This window comes from Rhizorhabdus wittichii (assembly GCF_017607425.1).
Taxonomy (GTDB): domain Bacteria; phylum Pseudomonadota; class Alphaproteobacteria; order Sphingomonadales; family Sphingomonadaceae; genus Rhizorhabdus; species Rhizorhabdus wittichii.
Genome location: NZ_CP059319.1, coordinates 2,247,810 through 2,265,767, shown reverse-complemented (window position 1 = coordinate 2,265,767; position 17,958 = coordinate 2,247,810). Strand labels below are relative to the sequence as shown.

Annotated in this window: 16 protein-coding genes; 10 read left to right on the top strand and 6 right to left on the bottom strand. The window is 69.1% G+C overall.

Going from position 1 to position 17,958, the window contains the following annotated elements; translation table 11 throughout:
- Nucleotides 1-89 precede the first annotated feature (89 nt).
- Nucleotides 90-578, bottom strand: coding sequence for a GFA family protein (locus tag HRJ34_RS10690; protein WP_208634071.1), 489 nt, complete (start codon nucleotides 576-578; stop codon nucleotides 90-92).
- 287 nt (nucleotides 579-865) lie between these two features.
- Between HRJ34_RS10690 and HRJ34_RS10685 the strand changes: the two genes are divergently transcribed.
- From HRJ34_RS10685 to HRJ34_RS10655, 7 genes are all read left to right on the top strand, one after another.
- Complete coding sequence (locus HRJ34_RS10685; protein ID WP_016743912.1) at nucleotides 866-1,729, top strand: LysR substrate-binding domain-containing protein; 864 nt, start codon at nucleotides 866-868, stop codon at nucleotides 1,727-1,729.
- Nucleotides 1,730-1,836: 107 nt separating this feature from the next.
- A complete protein-coding gene (gene gabT, locus HRJ34_RS10680; protein WP_012050389.1) occupies nucleotides 1,837-3,114 on the top strand; it encodes a 4-aminobutyrate--2-oxoglutarate transaminase in 1,278 nt (425 codons plus the stop codon).
- Nucleotides 3,111-4,580: an NAD-dependent succinate-semialdehyde dehydrogenase gene (locus tag HRJ34_RS10675; RefSeq protein WP_012050390.1), complete on the top strand. Its 1,470-nt coding sequence runs from the start codon at nucleotides 3,111-3,113 to the stop codon at nucleotides 4,578-4,580. The genes gabT and HRJ34_RS10675 overlap by 4 nt, the downstream gene beginning before the upstream one ends.
- An 84-nt stretch (nucleotides 4,581-4,664) precedes the next feature.
- A complete protein-coding gene (locus HRJ34_RS10670) occupies nucleotides 4,665-5,078 on the top strand; it encodes a RidA family protein (protein ID WP_208634070.1) in 414 nt (137 codons plus the stop codon).
- 11 nt (nucleotides 5,079-5,089) lie between these two features.
- Nucleotides 5,090-7,267, top strand: a complete 2,178-nt coding sequence (locus HRJ34_RS10665; RefSeq protein ID WP_208634069.1) for a TonB-dependent receptor — start codon at nucleotides 5,090-5,092, stop codon at nucleotides 7,265-7,267.
- A gap of 27 nt (nucleotides 7,268-7,294) precedes the next feature.
- Nucleotides 7,295-8,110, top strand: coding sequence for an alpha/beta fold hydrolase (locus HRJ34_RS10660; RefSeq protein WP_208634068.1), 816 nt, complete (start codon nucleotides 7,295-7,297; stop codon nucleotides 8,108-8,110).
- A 71-nt stretch (nucleotides 8,111-8,181) separates the two neighbouring features.
- A complete protein-coding gene (locus HRJ34_RS10655) occupies nucleotides 8,182-9,273 on the top strand; it encodes an LLM class flavin-dependent oxidoreductase (RefSeq protein ID WP_012050394.1) in 1,092 nt (363 codons plus the stop codon).
- Nucleotides 9,274-9,297: 24 nt separating this feature from the next.
- Here HRJ34_RS10655 and HRJ34_RS10650 read toward each other — a convergent pair whose 3' ends face one another.
- From HRJ34_RS10650 to glpD, 5 genes are all read right to left on the bottom strand, one after another.
- Entirely contained in the window at nucleotides 9,298-9,867 is a 570-nt protein-coding gene (locus HRJ34_RS10650) for a DUF1993 domain-containing protein (RefSeq protein ID WP_012050395.1), read from the bottom strand.
- A 69-nt stretch (nucleotides 9,868-9,936) separates the two neighbouring features.
- Nucleotides 9,937-10,545 carry a TetR/AcrR family transcriptional regulator gene (locus tag HRJ34_RS10645; RefSeq protein ID WP_012050396.1) on the bottom strand — a complete coding sequence of 203 codons (609 nt, stop codon included), beginning with the start codon at nucleotides 10,543-10,545 and terminating at the stop codon, nucleotides 9,937-9,939.
- A gap of 171 nt (nucleotides 10,546-10,716) precedes the next feature.
- The gene (locus tag HRJ34_RS10640; protein ID WP_208634067.1) at nucleotides 10,717-11,442 is read right to left on the bottom strand and encodes an MIP/aquaporin family protein; all 726 of its coding nucleotides are present in this window, start codon (nucleotides 11,440-11,442) and stop codon (nucleotides 10,717-10,719) included.
- Nucleotides 11,439-12,968, bottom strand: a complete 1,530-nt coding sequence (gene glpK, locus HRJ34_RS10635) for a glycerol kinase GlpK (protein ID WP_208634066.1) — start codon at nucleotides 12,966-12,968, stop codon at nucleotides 11,439-11,441. The genes HRJ34_RS10640 and glpK overlap by 4 nt, the downstream gene beginning before the upstream one ends.
- Complete coding sequence (gene glpD / locus HRJ34_RS10630) at nucleotides 12,965-14,497, bottom strand: glycerol-3-phosphate dehydrogenase (protein WP_208634065.1); 1,533 nt, start codon at nucleotides 14,495-14,497, stop codon at nucleotides 12,965-12,967. Before glpD ends, glpK begins: the two co-directional genes overlap by 4 nt.
- 285 nt (nucleotides 14,498-14,782) lie before the next feature.
- On the opposite strand from glpD, the gene HRJ34_RS10625 reads away from it, so the two are divergent.
- The 3 genes from HRJ34_RS10625 to HRJ34_RS10615 all read left to right on the top strand — a co-directional run bounded on the left by HRJ34_RS10625 (nucleotide 14,783) and on the right by HRJ34_RS10615 (nucleotide 17,895).
- Nucleotides 14,783-15,157, top strand: coding sequence for a nuclear transport factor 2 family protein (locus HRJ34_RS10625; RefSeq protein WP_226949145.1), 375 nt, complete (start codon nucleotides 14,783-14,785; stop codon nucleotides 15,155-15,157).
- Between the two features lie 153 nt (nucleotides 15,158-15,310).
- Nucleotides 15,311-16,972: a carboxylesterase/lipase family protein gene (locus HRJ34_RS10620; RefSeq protein WP_208634063.1), complete on the top strand. Its 1,662-nt coding sequence runs from the start codon at nucleotides 15,311-15,313 to the stop codon at nucleotides 16,970-16,972.
- Nucleotides 16,969-17,895, top strand: coding sequence for an SMP-30/gluconolactonase/LRE family protein (locus HRJ34_RS10615; protein WP_226949144.1), 927 nt, complete (start codon nucleotides 16,969-16,971; stop codon nucleotides 17,893-17,895). The genes HRJ34_RS10620 and HRJ34_RS10615 overlap by 4 nt, the downstream gene beginning before the upstream one ends.
- The last annotated feature ends 63 nt before the right edge of the window (nucleotides 17,896-17,958 follow it).

The window sequence follows — 17,958 nt, the reverse complement described above, 5'->3', positions numbered from 1 at the left end:
GCCGCGCGCCATCGCTGAAGGTGGACCAACGCCTTCGCCGCCGGGGTCCTCGACGACTTCGAAGTACCGGATGCCGAGGCGCGCGAACGCTAGTCGATCCAGAGGCCATGCGCCCGGTGCCAGTCCTCCAGCGCATCCTCCGGATATTCCTCGAAGCATTGGTCGTGCAGACCGATCTCGGGCTCGACCCAGGAGGCCTTGGAGGAGAGCATCATGTGAACGAGCGACGGGGCCTTGGGCAGTTCGCTGTCGATGGCCGATGCGAAGGGATGGAAGAGCGCGGGATATTCAGGGCTGAACACCCATAGCGCGCTGGCGCATGCGGGACAGAAATGCCGCTCGCCCGTGCTGACGCGGCACCCGCCCCGACCGTCGTCGAGTTCGGCATGGAAGATCGCGGTCCGGCCCTCGACCTTCAGCGTCCGCTTGTCGGCGTGGAGGTTGACGGCATAGCCGCCACCGCCCGCGGTCTTCCGGCATATCGAGCAATAGCACCGCATGAACGGTACCGGCGCGTGACTGTCGGCGGCGAAGCGGATCGCGCCGCAGCGGCACGATCCGTCAAGCTTCAGGGGCATGGCCAGATCCTTTTCGGGATGAACCGATCGCCCGCGAGCGGGTTCCGCGCATGCGTCGCGATGACGGGAAGATCGAGGATCGCCCCGCTGTTCATCCGTCGACAGGATGAACGGCCGGCGAGGCGATCGAGAAAGCGTTTCCTCTCTCAGCCATCGGCGCATCGCTTCGAGCCGCGCGGCGACACGGCCGCATCGCCGACTGATGACTTGGCGGCCCGGCTGTGTGACTGTGCCATGGGCTCACATTCTGGGATGTCAGACGGTACATGCGGCGGCGCCTTCCACCATTGACTCCGCTTCGAGCGTTCGAGGCGGTCGCCCGCCATGGCAGCATCCGGGGCGCCGCGGCCGAGTTGTCGATCGACCATTCGGCGGTCAGCCGCCATATCCGCAATCTCGAAGGGGCGCTCGGCACGCGGCTGGTCCAGACCGAGCGGACGGGCGTGCGGCTGACTGATAGCGGCGAGCGTTTCCAGACATATCTGGCGCAGGCCTTCGACCTGCTCGATGCCGCCGTCGAGGAGATTTCCCCCCGCGCCCGGCGCGAGCTGCGGATCTGGTGCGCGCCGGGCCTCGCCACCTGCTGGCTGACCCGGCACCTGCCCGAGCTCGAGCAGACGATGACCGACTGCGACATATTGCTCAACCCGACCCTCGCCGTCGCCAATCTCGAACGCGGCGACGCCGATGTGGAGATACATTATGGCGCGCGCAGCCAGTCGAGGGTGGCGAGCGAGGTGCTCGTCCATCCGCCCTTCTTCCCCGTCGCCGCCCCGGCGTTCCTCGCGAGCCGGGGGCCGTTCGCCTCGGCGGCGGCGCTGGTCGAGGAGCGGCTGCTCCACGAATCCTCGCGCGACCAATGGCGCAACTGGTTCGAGAAGACCGGGCTCGGGATCGTGCCGCCGCTCGGCGGGCCGCGGCTCTCGCACGCCGATGCGGCGATCGAGGCCGCGGTGCAGGGCCATGGCATCGCACTCGCCAACCGGATACTGGTCCGCGAGGAACTCGCGAGCGGACGGCTCGCCATGGCCTTGCCGCTCGAGATCCAGCTCGAGCCCTATGTGCTGACGACGGCGCAATCGCGATGGTCGGATCCCGTCATCGCGCGCTTCCGTCGCTGGCTCGCGAACGCCCTGGCGGAGCATGGCTGACACCCGGTGATGGTGACTCCTAGTCACCACATGGCTTCTCGAATCCCGCTCTCCACGACCCGTCCAGCTCGGGCATATCCCCGGCAAGGCGACACGGGGGGCAGTGCATGACCAGCAACGCGGATCTTCTGGCACGCCGGCGTCAGGCGGTGGCGCGCGGGGTCGCCACGGCCTTTCCGATCTTCGCGGCCCGCGCCGACAATGCCGAGATCTGGGACGTCGACGGCCAGCATTATGTGGATTTTGCCGGCGGCATCGCCGTGCTCAACACCGGGCACCGCCACCCCAAGGTCATCGCCGCCGTGCAGGAGCAGTTGGCGCTCTACACCCATATGGCGTTCCAGGTCGCGGCCTATGAACCCTATGTCGCGCTCGCCGAGCGGTTGAACGCGCTCGCGCCCTTCACCGGCGAGGCGAAGACGATCCTGTTCACCACCGGAGCCGAGGCGACCGAGAATGCGGTCAAGCTGGCGCGGGCGGCGACCGGCCGGTCGGCCGTGATCGCCTTTGGCGGCGGCTTCCATGGCCGCACCCTGCTGGCGATGGCGATGACCGGCAAGGTCGCCCCGTACAAGCAGCAGTTCGGGCCGATGCCCGGCGAGATCTTCCATGTCCCCTTTCCGGTCGCGGCGCATGGCGGCAGCGTCGAGGAGACGCTGCGCGCGATCGAGATGGTCTTCAGGGTCGCCGTCGAGCCGGGCCGGGTCGCCGCCTTGATCATCGAGCCGATCCTGGGGGAGGGCGGCTTCTACGAGGCTCCCGTCGAACTGCTCAGGGCGTTGCGTGCCCTCTGCGACCGGCACGGCATCATCCTGATCGCGGACGAGGTCCAGACCGGCTTCGGGCGGACCGGGCGGATGTTCGCCATCGAGCATTCGGGGGTCGAGCCCGACCTCGTCACCGTCGCCAAGTCGCTGGCCGGGGGTTTCCCGCTCTCGGGCGTGATCGGTCGATCCGCGATCATGGAGGCAAGCGAGCCGGGCGGAATGGGCGGCACCTATGGCGGCAACCCGGTCGCCTGCGCGGCGGCGCTCGCCGTGCTCGACGTGATCGCGGAGGAGCAACTGCTCGACCGCGCGGTCGCGATCGGGGCGCGTATCAAGGAACGGCTGCGGCTGTTGGCGCGGCGCAACGACCTCGTGCCGATCACCGAAATCCGCGGGCCCGGCGCGATGATCGGCTTCGACATCGTCACTTCGCGGACCGGCTATGAGCCCGACCCCGAGACGACGCGCCGGGTCGTCGAGGCGGCGCGCGAGGCGGGATTGATCCTGCTGTCCTGCGGCATCCACGGCAACGTCATCCGGATATTGGTGCCGCTGACCGTTCCGGACGATATCCTCGATGCCGGGCTCGCCAAGCTCGAACAGGCGCTGGCGGCATGACCGAGGGGCTCGTCCTCGACGATCCGTCGCTGCTGGTCGAGCGCTGCCTGATCGGCGGTCGCTTCGTCGGCGATCCCGTGGAGCCGGTGGTCGATCCGGCCACCGGCCGCACGATCGCCCGGGTGCCGCGCCTCGGCGCCGAAGCGGCGACCGCCGCCGTCGAGCAGGCGCAGGCGGCCTTTCCCGCCTGGGCCGCGCGGACCGCGAAGGAGCGCGCGACGGTGCTGCGCGCCTGGTTCGAGCAGATCCGGGCCCATCGCGCCGACCTCGCCCTGATCCTCACCAGCGAGCAGGGCAAGCCGCTCGCCGAGGCGCTGGGCGAGATCGACTATGCCGCGGCCTTCGTCGAATATTATGCCGAGGAGGCCAAGCGGGTCGCTGGCGAGACCCTGGCGAGCCACCGCGCCGATGCGCGCATCCTCGTCACGCGGGAGCCGATAGGGGTGATCGGCGCGATCACGCCCTGGAACTTCCCGGCGGCGATGATCACCCGCAAGGTGGCGCCGGCCCTCGCCGTCGGCTGCACCGCGCTGGTCAAGCCGGCGCCGGAGACGCCGCTGACCGCGTTGGCGCTCGGCGAGCTTGCGGTCCGGGCCGGGCTTCCGCCGGGGGTCCTCAACATCGTCACCGGCGACGCGGCGGCGATCGGCGCGGTGATGACCGGCCACCCCGCCGTGCGGGTGGTCAGCTTCACGGGCTCGACCGAGGTCGGCCGCCGGCTGATGGCGCAGGCCGCGCCGACGGTGAAGCGGGTGGCGCTCGAACTCGGCGGCAACGCGCCCTTCATCGTCTTCGACGACGCCGATCTCGATGCCGCGGTCGAAGGGGCGATCGCCGCCAAGTTCCGCAACATGGGGCAGACCTGCGTCTGCGCCAACCGGCTCTATGTCCAGGACGCGGTCCACGACGCCTTCGCGTCGCGGCTGGCAACGGCGATCGAGAGCCTCCAGGTCGGGCCCGGCACCGAGCCCGGCGTCGCCCAGGGCCCCCTGATCAACGCACGGGCGCTCGCCAAGGTCGAGGCGCATGTCGCCGATGCCGTCGCCGGCGGCGCCACCGTAGCACTGGGCGGCCGGCGCCATCCGCGCGGCGGCACCTTCTATGCGCCGACCCTGCTCATCGGCGCCACGCCGACGATGCGGATCGCCCGCGAAGAGACGTTCGGCCCCGTCGCCGCGCTGTTCCGTTTCACCGACGAGGAGGAGGTGATCGCCCAGGCCAATGCCAGCGAGACGGGCCTCGCCGCCTATGTCTACACCCGCGATCTCGGTCGCGCCTTCCGGGTCAGCGAGGCGCTCGAATATGGCATGGTCGGGTTGAATACGGGGCTGATCTCGACCGAGCTCGCGCCGTTCGGCGGCGTCAAGCAGAGCGGTCATTCCCGCGAGGGCTCGCATCATGGCCTCGAGGATTATTGCACGCTCAAATATGTCCTCGTCGCCGGGCTGCGGCGGGCGGGAGGATGATGGCGCGGGCCCGCCGGCGGCACCGACCGATAGGGTTTTATTATAGGCATCAAATATAGCACGGCATCAAGGAGGGGGCAGATCATGAACAATCCGAGGTTTCTTCGTCCCGATTGGCAATGGGACCGCGACTATCCGCTCTCGCAGATGGTCGCCTGTGGCGACTTCCTCTACCTTTCGGGGCAGGTGCCGCTCGACGCGGACGGCAATCTGGTCGGACCGGGCGACCTCAGGGCCCAGTCGGCCCAGGTGTTCCGCAACATGCGGGAAGTGCTGCAGCTCGCCGGTTGCGATCTCCGCGCGGTGATCCGGCTCACCACCTATTTCACGGTCAGCCTCAGCGATGGCGCGGCGACCAAGGCCTATTGGGAGGTTCGCCGCGAATATTTCGGCGATCACAAGCCGGCGAGCACCGGCATGCGGGTGAGCGAGCTCATCTCGCCCGAGATGATGCTCGAGGTCGACGCCGTGGCCTATCTGCCGGCCGCCAGGAAATAGGGGGAAAAGAGATGATCACCATGGCTTGCTCCTTGCAGCGTTCGGCCCGAACCGGGCTGCTCCTCGCGCTGATCGCCTCGGCGAGCGGCGCCGCGCTGGCCCAGGCGACGCCCGCGGCCCCGGCTCCGGCCGCCGCCGCCGCCGATGACGGCGGGATCGCCGAGATCGTCGTGACGGCGCAGCGCCGCGCGCAGAACCTCCAGAACGTCCCGATCGCGGTGACGGCGCTCGCCGCGAAGACGCTCGAAGCTGCCAACATCCAGGGCACCCCCGATCTCGTCATCCTGACGCCGGGGCTCACCTTCAACAGCGTCGGCGGCTATGGCCAGCCGCGCATCCGCGGCATCGGCACCACCGCCGACACGCCGACCCTGGAGAACCCGATCGCGACCTATGTCGACGGGGTCTATTATGCCCATCAGGGCGGCAGCATCCTGTCGTTCAACAATATCGAGCGGATCGAGGTGCTCAAGGGACCGCAGGGCACCCTGTTCGGTCGTAACGCGACCGGCGGTCTGATCCAGATCATCACCCGCGAGCCGGGCCAGGCCGTCGAGGGGGAGGCGAGCCTCTCCTACGAGAATTACAAGACGCTGACGGCCAACGCCTATCTCGGCGGCGGATTGTCCGAGACGGTCGCCGCCGACCTCGCGCTCTATGTCCGCCGCCAGGGCGACGGCTATGGCGACAATCTGGTCACCGGGCAGGAGATCAACAAGACCGACAGCTTCGCGGCGCGGTCGAAATGGGTGGCGACGCCCGGCGACCACACCAAGCTGACCTTCATCGCCGATTATGCGCGCAACAGCGGCGCCACCGCCCAGGGGCCCGCGCCGGGGACGACCCCGCCGGGGGGAACGCCGCTGCTCGACGGCCAGGACGTGGCGGTGCCCGCGCCCTACCGGAACAGGTTCACCCAGGGCGGCGCGAGCCTCAAGATCGAGCATGAGTTCGACGTGCTCCACTTCGTCAGCACCACCGCCTATCGCAAGAGCCGGGGGACGATCTTCTTCCCGAACGCGGTGACCGATCCCGCCTTCCTGACGCTGGTCAAGCTCTACGACCGGGCGGAGCAGGCGAGCCAGGAATTCCAGCTCCAGTCACCCGCCGGCGCCGGGCTCGACTGGACCGCGGGCCTCTACCTCTTCTACGCCGATGGCGGCTGGCGCCCGGCGGCGCTGTCGGGCGGCGGGCTCGCGCCGCTCACCGGCATCGCCTTCGACAGCGGGCAGAAGACCTATTCGGGCGCGCTCTATGGCCAGTCGACGATCCACCTCGGCGAAGGCACCGGCCTGACGCTCGGCCTGCGCTACACGATCGACCGCCGCAAATGGCATGCCGAGCAGAGCTTCGACGCGCCGTTCCCGCTGGGGCCGTTCGCGGACGAGGGCAAGAAGACCTTCCGCAAGCTGACCTGGCGGGTATCGCTCGACCACAAGTTCGACAGCGGGGTGCTGGTCTACGCCTCGGCCAATCGCGGCTTCAAGTCGGGCGGCTTCAACGACCTCGTCATCCCGGCGACGCCCTATCTGCCCGAGACGCTCGACGCCTATGAGGTCGGCCTGAAGTCGACCCTGTTCGACCGCCGCCTGCGCTTCAACGCGGCGGGTTTCTACTATGACTACAAGAACCTGCAGGTGACCCGCTACTCGAACGGCATCCTGGTGCTCTACAACGGGGCGGGCGCCGAGATATACGGCCTCGACCTCGACGCCGAAGCCTCGGTATCGTCGCGGTTGCGGCTGGGCCTCGGCCTGTCGCTGGTCCATGGCCGCTACACCTCGTTCCCCAATGCCGATATCACCACGCCGGCGCCGGGCGGCGGCACGATCATCGCGACGGGGAGCGCGAAGGGCAACCGGCTGTCCTACACCCCGGACTGGACGCTCAACCTGTCGGCCGACTATTCGGTGCCGTTGCCCAACGGATCGCTCGATCTCAACATGACCTATTATCATAGCGACGGGTTCGTCGGCTCGCCCGACGAACGGCTGCGCCAGGGCCGCTACGATACCCTCAACGCGTCGTTCGGCTGGACGTCGCGGGACAAGAACTGGGCGGTGACGGCGTTCGGCCGCAACCTCACCGACAAGCGCTACGCGGCGGCGATCTATGCCCAGGCCAATGGCGACGGCGTCCAATATGCGGCGCCCCGCACCTATGGCCTGCGCGTCCGGCGGAGCTTCTAGGATGCGGGCGCCGCACGGAGCCATGCCATGACGGTCCGCTCGGCCGTGGTGGCGGGGACGCCGCGGCTTGCCCTCTCCTTCGCGGGGGAGGGCGAGCTGGTGGTGATGCTGCACGGCGTCGGCGGCAACCGGCGCAACTGGCTTTCCCAGATCGAGGCGCTGTCGCCTGCCTGCCTTGCCATCGCCTGGGACGCGCGGGGCTATGGCGACAGCGACGACTATGCGGGCGAGCTGAGCTTCGGCGACGTCGCCGACGACCTGTTGCGCGTGCTCGATCATTTCGATCGGCGGCGCGCGCATCTGGTCGGCCTGTCGATGGGCGGCAACATCGCCATGGAATTCGCGCTGCGCCATCCCGATCGGGTCGCCTCGCTGGTCCTCGCCGATACCGATCGCGGCATGCAGCACATCCCCGCCAGCGAGCGCGAGGCCTTCCTCGCGCTGCGGCGCGAACCGATCCTCGCCGGCGTCGCGCTCGACGAACTGGCGGTGCCGATCGTCGCCTCGCTGCTCGGCGAGGGCGCCGTCCCCACCGCCCGCGCCGAGATGATCGACAGCATCTCCCGGCTGCATCGCGACAGCTATCTCAAGGCGTTGAAGGCGACGGTCGACTTCGACGTCGTCGGCAAGCTCGACCGGATCGGGGTTCCGACCCTGGTCATCGTCGGCGAGGAGGACCGGTTGACGCCGGTCGAGGAGGCGCGCGCGATCTGCGCCGAGATCGCGGGCAGCGAGCTGGCCGTCATTCCGGGCGCCGGGCATGTGAGCAATGTCGAGCAGCCCGAACGTTTCTCGCAAGCGCTGCTGCGCTTCCTTCGTTCCGTCGGTGCCGCGCCGTCCTGAGCCCCGGCAGCCGGCATATGTCGGCCGGATGCGATCGTCGGATCGGTCAACTGCAGGATGGGATCAAGAGCATGTCCAGGAATATCGAAGTCGGAGTTTTCATTCCCGTCGGCAAAAATGGCTGGATCCATTCGGTCAACACGCCATACACGCCCGGCAGCTTCCAGCATGTCCTCGACGTCGTGCAGCGCTCGGAGGCGCTCGGTTTCGATTTCGTGCTCAGCCCCGCCATCTGGCGCGGCCGGAAGGGGCCGTCGCGGCACTGGATGGATTCGCTCGAGTCGCTCACCACGACGGCGGCGCTGCTCCAGGCGACCAGCCGGATCGAGATTTTCGGCACCGTCCACATGACGGTGTTTCCGCCCGCCACCATCGCCAAGATGATCGCCACCCTCGATCAGATCGGCGCGGGGCGGGTCGGCCTCAACCTGGTGACCGGATCCAGCTATCTGGATCTCGCGCATCTCGGGCTCTGGAACGACGAGCTCAACCATGACGAGCGCTACGACATGGCCGACGAATGGGTCCATCTCGTCAAGCGGCTGTGGACCGAGGAGATCGTCGACCATAAGGGCCGCTTCTTCGCGACCGAGGCGGCGACCATGGGGCCCAAGCCGTCGCGCATGCCGAAGCTGGTCAATGCGGGCGCGTCGCCGCGCGGGATCAAGTTCGCGGCCGACAATTGCGACATCGCCTTCATCTCGGCGAGCGACGGGCCCAAATTCATCGCGACCGCGCGGCAGTGCAAGGAGGCGGCGCGCGCCATGGGCAAGCCGAACCTCAAGACGTTCGGGCTGGTCACGGTCATCCCCGGCGAGACGGACGCGGAAGCCCAGGCGCGCCTGGACCATTTCAACGCGGGCGTGGACCGCGAATGCCTCGCCGACATAGCCGCCGGCTATGAGCAGAACCGCAGCGCCAAGGCGCTGAGCGAGGCGTCGCTGTCGCTGACCGGCGGCGAGAAGCAGAGCTGCGTGATGCCGGGCGAGCTGGTCGGTTCCTATGAGACGCTGGCGCGCCGGCTGTCGGTCACCGCGCTCGAAGGCGAACTCGACGGGCTGATGCTGGTCGTCCCCGACTATATCGAGGACCTGGCGGCGATCGCCAACCGAACCCTGCCGCTGATGGAGCGGTACGGCGTGTCGTCGCTGCGGTCGAGATAGCCGTCGCGCCGGAGCGGCCCGGCCTCAGGGCTGGGCAGGCAGCGTGCCCGGTCGCAGATAGGCGAACATGTGCGCGACATAGTCGGCCTTGCCCAGCGCGACGCCCTGCGCGCGCAGGATCGCGTAGGCGGCCATGACGTGGAAGTAGAATTGCGGCAGCGTCCAGTCGCGCACATATTGCTCGGCCGTCAGGTCGAAGATCATGCCCTGCGGCAGGGCGTGCGCGATCGGCATTTCCGGGTCGACGTCCGGCATGTCGGCCGCCGCCGCTTCGACGATCGCCAGCGTCTCGGCGATCCGCGCGCGTGCGTCGGCGAGCGAGCCGGGGCGCTCGGCGGCGTTGCGCCCTTCCTCCAGCAGCACCGTTATCGACGGCGGGAGCGCTTCGCCGCGCAGCCGCGCCATGCCCTCCTGCGCCTGGACGCAGGCGAACCGGATCTGGGTCGATAGCGGGAACATGTCCGGAGCGAGGCGCGCGAGCAGGAGCGCTTCGGCCTCGCCGGACGGCTTCTGCTCCCCGGCCTTGCCGAGCCACGCCGACAGCGCCCCGAGCATCTGCACATAGGTCGGAACGAGCATATCCGTCAGCGTCATGGTCAATCCTCTTCTGCCTGCGCGGCATCTAGCCTTCTCGGGCCCATGACGCCACCCGGGGGCGGACGTTCAGCCGGGGAAGCGCTCGCCGGTCAGCGCCTGGACGTAGAACTTCTTCAGCATGACCAGTATGTTCTTCTTGACGTCGTCGCTGACATCCTCGTGGTCATATCCGAACTCGCCGATCAGGGTTTCGGGATAGGACAGCGACTTGGACAGGATGAGCGAGGAGAAGCGCAACTCCTCGTCGGAGCGGAAGGAGCCGCCCAGTTCGGCGATGAGGTCGTAGACGAACTTGAACCAGTTCGCCCGGTGCACCTTGTACTGGAACGTCCGCTTGGCCGAGAGGTCGGCGATCGGCCCCGCCTGGAGCAGCGAGAGTTCGGGCCGGTCGAACCATATGTTGAAGACGATCTCGATGAACCGTTCGAGCTTGGCCCTGGGGTCGTCGAACTTGTTGACCTCCTTGATGACCCGCTCGTTCAGCTCCTCGACGAGGTTCTCGTAGCAGGACCAGAGGACCTGCTCCTTGTTCTTGAAGTGGTAATATATCGCCGCCGGGGTGATGCTGCATTCGCTGGCGATGTCCGGCATCGACGTGCCGCGATAGCCCTTGTTGTAGAAGAGCTTGATGGACGCTTCGATGATAGCGGCTTTCGTTCCGTCTTCTACGTCCATTGAACGCTCCATAAGGGACATGGATTTCGACAATCCATCTCTTTCTATTCTTCAGGATTCCGCCCGGGCGGACGCCCGTGCCCGAGCGTCCATGCAATATCCCATGGCCCATATGCCAGAGAATAGCGTCGCGTCCATGAGTGATCGTTCATTCAGTAGGTTGCGCGGCCGTCAGGCCCCGATGCGGGACAAGGCGAGGCCGGCCAGCGCGGCGCCGATGACGGGGCCGAGCACCGGGACGGGGGCGTAGCGCCAGTCGGAATCGCCCTTGCCGGGGATGGGCAGCAGCGCATGGGCGATGCGGGGGCCGAGGTCGCGGGCCGGATTGATCGCATAGCCGGTGGTCCCGCCCAGCGACAGGCCGATCGCCCAGACGATCACCGCGACCAGATAGGGGCCGACGCCGTCGGCCAGGCCGTGCGGCGCGACCGCCGGGGACAGCATCGCGCCGATCGCGAAGGTCAGCGCGAAGGTGCCGATGATCTCGCTGACCAGGTTCGCCCTGATGTCGCGCACCGCCGGCGCGGTGCAGAAGGCCGCGCGCTTGATCGCCGGGTCGGCGGTGCCCCGCCAGTGGGGAAGATAGTGGAGGAAGACCAGCGCGGCGCCGAGCATCGCGCCGAGCAGCTCGCCGGCGATCGCCTGCGGGATGCCGGTCCAGTCGCCATGCCGGACCGCCATGCCGATCGCGAAGGCGGGGTTGAGATAGGCGGCCGCGCTGCCGCAAGCCTTGGCGACGACGATGCCGACGAAGACGGCGAAGGCCCAGCCGGCGGTGATCGCCATCCATCCGGCATTCTCCGCCTTCGACGCCTTGAGCAGCGCGCCGGCGACGACCCCGTTGCCGAACAGGATCAGCGCGGCGGTGCCCAGCAATTCGCCGAGGAAGACGTTCACCCGAGGTCGTCCGCCGCGGCCTGCGGCCGATCGATCCAGCCGAGCGACTTGCCGATCGCCTTCTTCCACGAACGCTGGTGGTGGGCGCGAAGCTCGGCCGGCATGGTCGGCCGCCAGGTTGCGTCGACGCCCCAATTGTCGCGCAACTCCTGCGTGCCCGACCAGTAGCCGACCGCCAGCCCCGCCGCATAGGCGGCGCCGAGCGCGGTCGTCTCGGTGATCCGGGGGCGGACCACCGGCGCGCCGAGCATGTCGGCCTGGAACTGCATCAGCAGCTCGTTGGCGACCATGCCGCCGTCGGTCTTGAGCGTGGCGAGCCGGATGCCGCTGTCGGCCTCCATCGCGGCGACGACGTCGCAGAGCTGATAGGCGGTCGCCTCGAGCGCCGCGCGGGCGATATGGCCGCGGTTCGAGAAGCGGGTGAGCCCGGCGATCACGCCGCGCGCGCTGTCGTCCCAATAGGGGGCGTAGAGGCCGGAAAAGGCCGGGACGATATAGACGTCGCCATTGTCGGGCACCGACCGGGCGAGCGCCTCGATCTCCGGCGCGGAGTCGAACAGGCCGAGATTGTCGCGCAGCCACTGGACGAGCGCGCCGGTGATCGCGATCGCCCCCTCCAGCGCATAGCGGGGCGGCTCGTCGCCGAACCGGTAGGCGAGGGTGGTGAGCAGCCCGGCCTTCGACCGGACGGGTTCGGTGCCGGTGTTCATCAGCAGGAAGGAGCCGGTGCCGTAGGTGTTCTTCGCCTCGCCCGGCGCGAAGCAGGCCTGGCCGACCAGCGCGGCCTGCTGGTCGCCGAGGATGCCGGCGAGGCGCGCGCCGTCGAGCGGCGGCGTCCGGATCGTGCCGTGCAGGTCCGACGAGGCGACGATGCGCGGCAGGCAGGCGCGCGGGATGCCGAAGGTCGCGAGCAGCTCGTCGTCCCATCGGCAGGTCGCGAGGTCCATCAGCATGGTGCGGCTGGCGTTGGTGACGTCGGTGAGGTGGACGCCGCCGTCGGGGCCGCCGGTCAGGTTCCAGGCCAGCCAGCTGTCGATCGTCCCGAACAGCGCGCGGCCCGATTCCGCCTGCGCGCGGGCGCCGTCGACATTGTCGAGGATCCAGCGCAGCTTGAGTGCCGAGAAATAGGTCGCCAGCGGCAGGCCGGTCTTGTCGCGGAACCGGTCCTGCCCGCCGTCGCGGCGATAGCGCTGCACCAGCTCGTCGGTGCGCGTGTCCATCCAGACGAGCGCGTTGCACAGCGGTCGCCCGGTCTCGCGGTCCCACAACAGGCTGGTCTCGCGCTGGTTGGTGATGCCGACGGCGGCGAGGTCCGCCGCGGTCAGGTTGGCGCGGGCCAGCGCGGCGCCGATCACCTCCTGGGTGTTCGCCAATATCTCCAGCGGATCATGCTCGACCCAGCCCGGACGGGGATAGATCTGGCGATGCTCCTTCTGCGCGACGGCGAGGATCGCGCCGTGCCGGTCGAAGACGATGAAGCGCGAGCTGGTCGTGCCCTGGTCGATCGCGCCGACGAATTGGGTCATGGGTTCTTCCCTTGTGGCGAAAGCGGCGGCGCGGCGATGCGGTCCAGCCGTTGCGCGACCAGCGCGGCGGTGCCGGGCGGGACGTGCAGGCCGAGCTTCGAGCGCCGCCAGAGGATGTCGTCGGGGCGCCGCGCCCATTCATGGGCGGCGAGATAGTCGACCTCGGCCTCGGTCAGGCCGCCGCCCAGGTCCGCGCCGAGGTCGTCCATCGTCGCGGCGCCGCCGAGCAGCGTCTCGACCCGTGTTCCATAGGCCTTGCCGAGGCGGCGCAGCAGCGCGGGCGACAGGCCGGGGCGACTTGCGACGAGCGCGTCCGACCAGGTATCGAAGCCTTCGCCGCCGATGTCGCCGCCGGGCAGCGGCGCCTGCGCGGTCCAGCCCGGCGCGACGGGGCGGCCGAGCGCGGGCAGCAGCTTCGCCATCGCATGCTCGGCGAGGCGGCGATAGGTGGTGATCTTGCCGCCGAACACCGACAGCAGCGGGGCTTCGTCGCCGCCACCGTCGAGGGCGAGGAGATAGTCGCGGGTGACCGCCGATGCGCTGGCCGCTCCGTCGTCGTGGAGCGCGCGCAGGCCGGAGAAGCTGTGGACGACGTCGGCCGGCGTCACCGGCGTGCGGAAATAGTCCGAGATATTCGCGCAGAGATAGGCGACCTCCTGCTCGGAGATCGCGACGTCGGCCGGATGCCCCTCATAGGGGATGTCGGTCGTGCCGATCAGGGTGAAGCGGTCCTGATAGGGGATGGCGAACAGGACCCGGCCGTCGGGGTTCTGGAGGATGAAGGCATAGTCCCCGTCGAAGCGGCGCGGAACGATGATGTGGCTGCCCTTGACCAGGCGGATGCGGTCGGCGTCGTGCCGGCCGAGGCGGGTCTCGAGCAGCTCCGCGACCCAGGGGCCGGCGGCGTTGACGATCGCGCGGGCGGCGACGGTCGTCCGCGCGCCCGAGGCGCGGTCCTCGATCTCGGCCTGCCAGACGGCGCCCGCCCGGCGGGCCGACAGCAGCCGGGTATAGGGACGGACCAGTGCGCCGCGCTCGGCGGCGTCGAGCGCGTTGAGCACGACCAGCCGGCTGTCGTCGACCCGGCAGTCGGCATAGGTGAAGCCCCGCCGGTAGCCGGGCTTGAGCACGGCGAAGCCGGGATGATGCGGGGCGGAAACGGCGCGCGACGCGGGCAGCCGGCGGCGGCGCGCGAGATGGTCGTAGAGGAACAGCCCGGCGCGGATCATCCAGGCGGGCCGCTGCCCGGCGGCATGGGGAAGGAAGAAGTCGAGCGGCGCGATCAGGTGCGGGGCGATCGCCATCAGCCGCTCGCGCTCCTGCAGCGATTCCCGCACCAGCCGGAACTCGTGATATTCCAGGTAGCGCAGGCCGCCATGGATCAGCTTGGTGCTGGCCGAGGAGGTGTGGGCGGCGAGGTCGTCCTGCTCGACGAGGATCGTCGACAGACCGCGCCCGGCTGCGTCGCGGGCGATGCCCGCGCCGTTGATGCCGCCGCCGACGATCAGCAGGTCGACCGCCGACGTCATATCGTCTCCTGTTTCAGATGCGTCTCGCCGGATGGGATAAACTGAATGGTCATTTAATAGAATATCTCCCCCATTCCCTGTCAAGAGGCCAAGCCATGTGGATGCGGCTTTTATGGCGCCCCTTCTCCCTCGGCCATCGCTATAGACCGACATGGAGGGTCGGATCGCGACCATCGTCAAGCATTATTGACTCCACCGATCGGACGGTTTTATTAAATGATCGTTCAGTCAATGATTGGCGGCCACAAGGGCTCGCGCATCATGCGGCATCGATGGAGAGTTCCTATGACCGACCTGTCCCACGGCTTTGGCGATCATGCGGAGATCGCGCGTCTGATCGGACTCTATGTCGACGGCGCCCGGGCCGGCGACAGCGGCCCGATGCGGCAGGTCTTCTCCGAGGAGGCGACGATCTGCGGCTTCCTGGGGCCGGACAAGTTCGCCGGTCCGATCGAGATGCTGTTCGCCTTCGTCGACGGGGCGGGGCCGTCGCCCGACATCACGGCCTCGATCCGGTCGATCCAGTGTCTCGACGGGATCGCCTCGGCGGTGGTCGAGGCGCATCATTGGGGCGGCCACGACTTCGAGGATATCCTGTCCTTCGTGCGGTTCGGGGCCGAGTGGAAGATCGTCGCCAAGGCGTTCCGGCTGGCGGCCTGAAGCATGGCGCGGCCGGGACGGGGGCGGTTTTCCCCGTCGTCATCCCGGACTTGATCCGGGATCCAGAACCGCAACCTTCGGGCTTCATCTCGACGGAGCGGCAATGGATCCTGACTTCCGTCAGGATGACGGTCTTGGGTAAGGAGAGGATCGATGCAGCGGCGGGACTTTCTCTTGGCATCGATCGCCGGGATGGGATGGATGCAGGGATCGGCATCGGCGGGCCGCCGGGCAGCGAGGGACGCTTCGGCCGCGCCGGTCGTGCGGACCAGCGAGGGGCTGGCGCGCGGTTCGCGAGCCGGCGGCGTCTCGCTGTTCAAGGGGCTGCGCTACGGCGCGCCGGTCGGCGGGCAGGGGCGCTTCAGGCGCGCCGCGCCGCCCCGGCCCTGGACGGGCGTACGCGATTTCCAGACGTTCGGGGATCGCGCCCCGCAGCCCGGCAAGCATTCGCCGCAGATCGGCCTGCCGGCCCCCGATGCGGGGCCCTGGGCCTCCTTCACCGATCCCGCGCCTGTGGGCGAGGATTGCCTGCGGCTCAACATCTGGACGCCCGAGGCCGATCCCGGCGCGGCGCGGCCGGTGCTGGTCTGGCTGCACGGCGGCGGCTTCCGCGAGGGATCGGGCAGCATCAACGCGAGCGACGGGCAGGCGCTGGCCGCCGAGAACGGCGTCGTGGTGGTGACGCTCAACCATCGCCTCGGCGTGTTCGGCTATCTGTCGCTCGACCATCTCGACCCGGCCTTGGCCGATTCGGGCAATGTCGGGATGCTCGACATCGTCGATGCGTTGCGCTGGATTCGCCACAACATCCGCGCGTTCGGCGGCGATCCCGATCGCGTCGCGATCTTCGGCGAATCCGGCGGCGGGGCGAAGGTCTGCGCGCTGATGGCGATGCCCGAGGCGCGCGGCCTGTTCCACGGCGCGATCACCCAGAGCGGGGTGCTGGTCTGGGGCATGGAGCGGGCCCAGGCGGCGGAAGCGGCGAACGCGCTGCTCGACAAGCTCGATATCGGCCGCGACCCACAGCGGCTGCTCGACCTGCCGGCGCAGGCGATCCTCGACGGGGTCAGCGCGCTCGGCGACGGATGGGCGCGCAAATTCCTGCCGGTGATCGGCGGCAGCCTTCCGCGCCATCCCTTTGCCGACGAGGTGCCGGCGGAGAGCCGCGACGTGCCGATGATCATCGGCACCAGCCGCGACGAGGCGACGATCCTGGTGGGGTCGCCGCCGATCTTCGCGCTCGACTGGGACGGCCTGCGGGCCACGCTGGCGAAGATGTTCCCCGGCGACATGGCGGCGCTGGTGGCCGGCTATCGCCAACTCTATCCGGCCAAGAGTCCGGCGGACATCTTCTTCGCGGTGATGAGCGAGTTCCTGATCGTCCGCTCGTCCGCCTATGTCGCCAATCTCCGCGCCGCCGGGGCGAGCGCGCCGACCTGGGTCTACAGCCTCGAATGGCCGACGCCGATCATGGACGGCAAGCTCGGCGTCCCGCACGGGCTGTCGGTGCCGCTGGCGTTCGGGACGATGGCGCAGGTGCCGAGCATGGTCCCGGTCGATGCCGGCTCGACGGCGGTGTCGGCGCTGATCCGGCAGGGCTGGTCGAGCTTCGCGGCCGGCGGAGCTCCCCGGCCTTCGTCGATCGCCTGGCCGCCCTATGGCGCGGCGGGACGCGAGGTGCTGGCGATCGATGCGGCGCCGTCGATCGTGCGCGATCCGCGCGGCGCCGAACGCCGCCTGCTCGCCGACCTGCCCTGGTTCGACACCAATGGCGACCATCGCGCCGCGCCGGCCCTCGCGAAGGGCATGTGGTGAGCGCCGCGGTTCCGATCGTCGAAGCGCCGCTGGTCCACGACTGGAGGGCGGCGATCGCCGAGGCGCCGGTCTGGGACGAGCGCGGCCAGGTCTTCTGGTGCCTCGACAATGTCAGCGGCGAGATCATCGAACTGGGCGATGACTGGAGCGTCCGCCGGACGATCCGGCGCGGCCGGCCGACCGCCGCCACCCTGCCACGCGTGGACGGCGGCCTGCTGCTCGCCGAAGGCTGCGCCTTCACGCTGCTCGACCCGGATGGCGGCGAACGGCTGCTCGCGGCGATCGACGCCGACCCGTCGTCGGTAAGGATCAACGAGGCGGCGTGCGATCCCCAAGGGCGCGTCTGGGCGGGGACGGTCGACGCTGCGCTCTCGATCGGCGGCGGCGCGCTCCATCGCGTCGACGGCGACGGGCGCTGCGTCCGGGTGCTCGAAGGGCTGACGATCGGCAACGGCATGGGCTGGAGCCCCGACGGCGGCACCTTCTACCTGGTCGATTCGCCGACCGGCCGGGTCGACGCGTTCGACTTCGACGGCGCGGCCGGGACATTGGCCAACCGCCGGACCGTGCTCAACTTTGCGGTGGGCGAGGGCTGGGCGGATGGGCTCTGCGTCGATGCAGAGGGCTGCCTCTGGGTCGCGATCCCGCTGACCTCGGAAGTGCGCCGCTATTCGCCCGGCGGGGCGCTGCTGCTGCGCGTCCGGGTGACGGCGCCGTTCGTGACGAGCTGCGCGTTCGGCGGCGCGGATCATGCGACGCTGCTGATCACCACCGGCGCGGTCGCGCTGCCGCGGCAGATGGTGGCGGCGATCGGCTTCGATCCCGACGCGGCGCAGGACGCCGCGACCGCCCCGGGCGCCGGCGGCCTGTTCGCGTTGAAGCCCGGCGCGAAGGGGCTGACGGAGCCGGCCTGCCGCTTCTGACGGCAGGCATCACGATCGGCTGAAAAGCGAATTTGACAGCCCGGCGGAACTGGCATAATTTCC

Bases quoted from the DNA above. Each gene is read 5' to 3' on its own strand.
- HRJ34_RS10670 (WP_208634070.1), top strand. From the start codon at position 4,665: ATGAACAATCCGAGGTTTCTTCGTCCCGATTGGCAATGGGACCGCGAC.
- glpK (WP_208634066.1), bottom strand. From the start codon at position 12,968: ATGACCCAATTCGTCGGCGCGATCGACCAGGGCACGACCAGCTCGCGC.
- HRJ34_RS10620 (WP_208634063.1), top strand. From the start codon at position 15,311: ATGCAGCGGCGGGACTTTCTCTTGGCATCGATCGCCGGGATGGGATGG.
- gabT (WP_012050389.1), top strand. From the start codon at position 1,837: ATGACCAGCAACGCGGATCTTCTGGCACGCCGGCGTCAGGCGGTGGCG.
- HRJ34_RS10645 (WP_012050396.1), bottom strand. From the start codon at position 10,545: ATGGACGTAGAAGACGGAACGAAAGCCGCTATCATCGAAGCGTCCATC.
- HRJ34_RS10675 (WP_012050390.1), top strand. From the start codon at position 3,111: ATGACCGAGGGGCTCGTCCTCGACGATCCGTCGCTGCTGGTCGAGCGC.
- HRJ34_RS10625 (WP_226949145.1), top strand. From the start codon at position 14,783: ATGACCGACCTGTCCCACGGCTTTGGCGATCATGCGGAGATCGCGCGT.
- HRJ34_RS10690 (WP_208634071.1), bottom strand. From the start codon at position 578: ATGCCCCTGAAGCTTGACGGATCGTGCCGCTGCGGCGCGATCCGCTTC.
- HRJ34_RS10650 (WP_012050395.1), bottom strand. From the start codon at position 9,867: ATGACGCTGACGGATATGCTCGTTCCGACCTATGTGCAGATGCTCGGG.
- HRJ34_RS10665 (WP_208634069.1), top strand. From the start codon at position 5,090: ATGATCACCATGGCTTGCTCCTTGCAGCGTTCGGCCCGAACCGGGCTG.
- HRJ34_RS10655 (WP_012050394.1), top strand. From the start codon at position 8,182: ATGTCCAGGAATATCGAAGTCGGAGTTTTCATTCCCGTCGGCAAAAAT.
- HRJ34_RS10660 (WP_208634068.1), top strand. From the start codon at position 7,295: ATGACGGTCCGCTCGGCCGTGGTGGCGGGGACGCCGCGGCTTGCCCTC.
- glpD (WP_208634065.1), bottom strand. From the start codon at position 14,497: ATGACGTCGGCGGTCGACCTGCTGATCGTCGGCGGCGGCATCAACGGC.